Origin of the sequence: Streptomyces zinciresistens K42 (assembly GCF_000225525.1) — a bacterium.
Classification (GTDB): Bacteria; Actinomycetota; Actinomycetes; order Streptomycetales; family Streptomycetaceae; genus Streptomyces; species Streptomyces zinciresistens.
This window is the reverse complement of the sequence record NZ_AGBF01000521.1, coordinates 1-208: the sequence shown is the minus strand read 5'-3', so window position 1 is coordinate 208 and position 208 is coordinate 1. Positions and strand designations below refer to the sequence as shown.

1 pseudogene is annotated in these 208 nt (G+C 71.6%); it reads right to left on the bottom strand.

What is annotated here, in order from left to right:
- A pseudogene (locus tag SZN_RS37460) lies at nt 1-208 on the bottom strand (hypothetical protein); the annotation flags it as partial.

The following is a 208-nucleotide window of genomic DNA, read 5'->3' as shown; positions in this document are numbered from 1 at the left end:
CGGACTCGGTCGACGCCCACTTCATCTCCCGCAGCAGCCACAGGGGCCGGCCGTCGCCGGGCTCGTCACCCACCAGCGTCTGCTTCTGCGCGGCGATCTGGCTGACGGCCGGAGCGACCGCGGTCTTCGGCTTGCGCAGCACAGTGGTCTTGCGGCGGTGGCCGGTCTCCGCGTGGCCGTCCTCCAGGCGCTCCTGCCACTTCTTCAC